General features: G+C 54.2%; 6 protein-coding genes. All 6 read right to left on the reverse strand.

All coding sequences use genetic code 11. From position 1 onward, the window contains the following. Positions 1-410: hypothetical protein (locus ADADOO_RS09210; protein ID WP_511276932.1), on the reverse strand; the 410-nt coding region annotated here is incomplete at its 3' end. A gap of 24 nt (positions 411-434) precedes the next feature. After that, a complete protein-coding gene (gene fabF / locus ADADOO_RS09215; RefSeq protein WP_511276933.1) occupies positions 435-1670 on the reverse strand; it encodes a beta-ketoacyl-ACP synthase II in 1236 nt (411 codons plus the stop codon). A gap of 72 nt (positions 1671-1742) precedes the next feature. Beyond that, a complete protein-coding gene (gene acpP, locus ADADOO_RS09220) occupies positions 1743-1979 on the reverse strand; it encodes an acyl carrier protein (RefSeq protein WP_066883607.1) in 237 nt (78 codons plus the stop codon). A gap of 73 nt (positions 1980-2052) precedes the next feature. Next, positions 2053-2796 (reverse strand): 3-oxoacyl-ACP reductase FabG, encoded by a 744-nt coding sequence (fabG, locus tag ADADOO_RS09225; RefSeq protein WP_511276935.1) that lies wholly within the window; start codon positions 2794-2796, stop codon positions 2053-2055. Between the two features lie 3 nt (positions 2797-2799). Continuing rightward, positions 2800-3726: an ACP S-malonyltransferase gene (fabD, locus tag ADADOO_RS09230; protein ID WP_511276936.1), complete on the reverse strand. Its 927-nt coding sequence runs from the start codon at positions 3724-3726 to the stop codon at positions 2800-2802. 16 nt (positions 3727-3742) lie between these two features. Beyond that, positions 3743-4293: 3-oxoacyl-[acyl-carrier-protein] synthase III C-terminal domain-containing protein (locus ADADOO_RS09235; protein WP_511276938.1), on the reverse strand; the 551-nt coding region annotated here is incomplete at its 5' end.

Below are 4293 nucleotides of genomic sequence, written 5' to 3' on the forward strand. Positions count from 1 at the left end.
CTCGCCTGCCAACGCATAAACATCCGCAAACGTCTTAAATTTTCACTGTTTTTCCGGTCGACCGTGGCAATCAAGGTTGCAGTTCGAGCGTCCGCTGTTTTCAGGCGGATAACGGTCAGGTACGGGTGGATGATGGCCCCTGGTTTGGGTGTCGCCGGCACGAATTCGTTCTCACCGACTCGCTCAATGAAAATCTCTCCACCCCGCTCGAGACGGATTAACTTGATTGCCGGCGTCATGGCATACCAAGCGTGTGTCGCCAACAGCAGAACAGCAATAAACAAACAAATCCGTATTGACAGGGTGCACTGAAAACCAAGAATTGCTGCACCAGCCAAATTAACTGCAATCAGCAACATGGCATCCAGAAAATGCGAACGGTGCAGTCCGATAACAATCGGAAACTGCACCGTCCACTTTCCTGCCGAAGTAACTTAGATGCGCTTGAAAATCAGCGATCCATTAGTCCCGCCAAAACCAAAGTTATTCTTCAGACCATACTCAATATTCATCGGCCGTGCCGCATTGGCACAGTAATCAAGATCACACTCCGGATCCTGATTGAAGATATTGATCGTCGGTGGCGAGATCTGATTGTGAATAGCCAAGACCGTAAACAAGGACTCGACACCACCAGCACCGCCCAGCAGATGGCCTGTCATCGACTTAGTCGAGTTGACGACCAGCTTGTAGGCGTGATCGCCAAAAGCCGCCTTGACGGCATCTGACTCATTTTTGTCGCCAAGCGGCGTCGAGGTCCCGTGGGCATTCAGATATTGAACGTCAGACGGAGCTATGCCAGCGTTTCTGAGCGCATTGACCATGGAACGGCGCGGGCCATCCATGTTTGGTGCAGTGATGTGATAGGCATCGGCGCTCATACCGTAACCAATGAGTTCGGCATATATCCTGGCGCCACGGGCTTTCGCGTGCTCGTACTCTTCGAGAACCATGACGCCCGCTCCCTCACCCAGAACGAAACCGTCGCGATCCTTGTCCCATGGCCGGCTGGCTGTTGTCGGGTCATCGTTCCGCGTCGATAGTGCGCGAGCGGCACAGAAGCCCCCCAGCCCCAAAGGCGACACGGTTGATTCGGCGCCGCCGGCAACCATGACGTCCGCGTCACCATATTCGATGATGCGCGCTGCATTGCCAATCGAGTGCGTGCCGGTCGTACATGCTGAAACCAGGGCGATATTCGGTCCCTTGAAGCCAAACTGAATGGATAGATTACCCGAGATCATGTTAATGATCGAACCGGGTACGAAGAATGGCGAAACTTTGCGAATGCCGCCCGCGGTGTATTCTTCCTTGGTTGCCTCAATCAGAGGCAGTCCCCCGATACCGGAACCAATGGCAACGCCGGCGCGCTCCGGATCAACTACGTTTTCTTTATCCAGGCCAGCATCTCGCACAGCCTGAATCCCTGCGGCCAAACCAAAATGAATGAAGTCATCCATCCGGCGAGCGTCTTTGGCGGAAATATATTGGGTAATGTCAAAGTTCTTGACCTCACCGGCAAACCGAGCCGGAAAGGTTGAGGCGTCGAACTTAGTGACTGTGGCAATACCGGATTTACCAGCAAGAATATTTTGCCAGGCTTCTTCAACGGTGTTTCCGACCGGGCTAACAATGCCCAAGCCGGTAATTACGACTCTGCGACGTGCCAAGGTGCACTCCGAAAGCAAATGTAGCAAGGCCGACCGTTGGGGTCGGCCTTGCCAAAGTCAACGAGAATTGAATTACTTCTTGTTGGCGAGGATGAAATCGACAGCCTGCTGGACCGTGGTGATCTTCTCAGCCTGGTCATCAGGGATTTCGCACTCAAATTCTTCTTCCAGTGCCATGACCAGCTCAACGGTATCCAGGGAATCCGCGCCCAAATCGTCCACAAAGGAGGACTCGTTCTTGATGTCCGCTTCGTTCACGCCCAGTTGTTCGGCGACGATCTTCTTGACGCGCTCTACGATGTTATCCATTAGAAAAACTCCTTCCCCTCAGGGGTGCGAAAAAAAACGTTACTATTTTACCAAAAGCCAAGGCTTCAGGAAATCAATCCATGAACATGCCACCATTCACATGCACTGTTGTGCCTGTGATATAGGCTGCAGCCGGGGATACGAGAAAGCCGACAGCGCCGGCAATATCTTCTGGCATACCGGCGCGACCCAGTGGAATCGTCGCCAGCATGGCCTGCTTCTGTTCTTCGGTCAACGCATGGGTCATGTCGGTAGCGATAAAACCCGGTGCAACGCAGTTGACAGTGATGTTGCGACTACCTAGTTCTCTAGCCAGTGAACGGCTCATCCCCGCCACCCCTGCCTTGGCTGCGCAATAGTTAGCCTGGCCAGGATTGCCCGAGTAACCAACTACCGACGTGATGTTGACTATTCGACCGAAGCGGGCTTTCATCATGCCGCGCATGACGCCACGTGACAAGCGAAAAACCGCCTTCAGATTTGTCTCGATAACCGCATCCCACTCGTTGTCACCCATCCGCATGGACAGATTGTCACGGGTAATACCTGCGTTATTGACCAGAATAGAGATGGCACCAAATTCCTTGGCTATATCGGTGAGAGCAGAATCCATCTGCCCAACATCGCACACATTCAGCGCAATGCCCTTACCCTTGATGCCAGCTTCAGTCAGATAGGCCGAAATTTTGGCAGCACCATCATCTCCGGTTGCCGTGCCAATCACGGTAATCCCCTGGAGCCTGCCCAATTCGAGAGCGATGGCGCGGCCAATACCGCGTGTCGCACCGGTAACTAAAGCAATTTTTTCTTTCAGCATCGATTACCCCAAGCCGATATTGGCTTCAACGGAAGCGGCATCGAATAGAGCGACACCAGTAACCCCATCGGCACAACGCTTGGTAAGTCCGGCCAACACCTTTCCCGGGCCACACTCGGCGATGGTCGTGACACCCAAAGCAGCCATCGATTGAATCGTCTCGACCCAGCGTACCGGATTGTATGCTTGACGAATCAGTGCATCCTTAATCTGGTCAGGCTCGTTCTCGATGGCAACATCGACATTGTTGATCACCGGAATCTGTGGCGCACTCAGGGTGATTTCCGCAAGACGGGCAGCAAGCTTGTCTGCAGCCGGGCGAATTAGTGAAGAGTGGAATGGTGCCGAAACGGGTAGCGCCTTTGTCATCTTGGCGCCGCGAGCTTTGCAGCCTTCCATGGCGCGTTCGACGGCAGCCTTGTGGCCGGCAATCACGGTTTGCCCATTGGCATTGAAATTAACCGGCTCGACGACTTCGCCCTGCGCTGCTGCGGCACACGCTGCTGCAATACCTGCGTTATCCAACCCAAGCACGGCAGCCATGGCGCCAGTACCTACTGGCACGGCTGCCTGCATGGCCGCAGCACGCAAGCGAACGAGCGGCACCGCATCCTTGAAGTCAATCACCCCAGCTGCAACCAGTGCTGAATATTCGCCGAGGCTATGACCAGCGACAACCGAGGGTTTTTTTCCGCCCTTGTCGAGCCACAGGCGCCAAGCAGCAATCCCGGCAGTCAGCATCACCGGCTGAGTATTTACCGTTTGGGTAAGGATTTCGGCTGGCCCTTCGGCAACCAACGCCCATAGATCATCACCCAGAGCCGCAGAAGCCTCGTCAAATGTGGCACGAATTACTGTCGAGTCGCCATAAGCTGCCATCATGCCAACACTTTGGGAGCCTTGGCCGGGAAATACAAATGCAAAAGACATTGTTTCGTCTCCTGGGTCAGAATTCGAAAAGGGCTGCGCCCCATGTAAAACCGCCGCCGACCCCCTCAATCAAAACCTTTTGGCCGCGCTGGATGCTTCCATCGCGCACAGCTTCGTCCAGCGCAAGCGGGACGGACGCGGCCGATGTGTTGCCATGACGATCAACAGTCACAATAACCCTATTGCGGTCAATGCCCAGTTTTTTGCCTGTTGCTTCGATGATGCGGATATTGGCCTGATGTGGAATCAACCAATCGACATCACTGGTTTTAATAGCTGCAATCTGGCAAACCTCTTCAGCAATGTCGGCCAGTACGCGTACAGCGAATTTAAAAACCGCCGGCCCATCCATACGCAGGAACGGGTCACCTGTTACTTGTCCGCCGCAAATTTGGCCAGGAACGTTGAGGATTGAGTTCTGGCTACCATCGGCATGCATCGCCGTGGCCAAGATGCCTGGCTTGTCAGACGCCTCCAGTACAACAGCTCCAGCACCGTCCCCGAACAACACACAGGTTCCGCGGTCGCTCCAGTCAAGGATGCGCGAAAAGACTTCTGCGCCAATAA

It is taken from the genome of Azonexus sp., assembly GCF_036170495.1.
Lineage (GTDB): Bacteria > Pseudomonadota > Gammaproteobacteria > Burkholderiales > Rhodocyclaceae > Azonexus.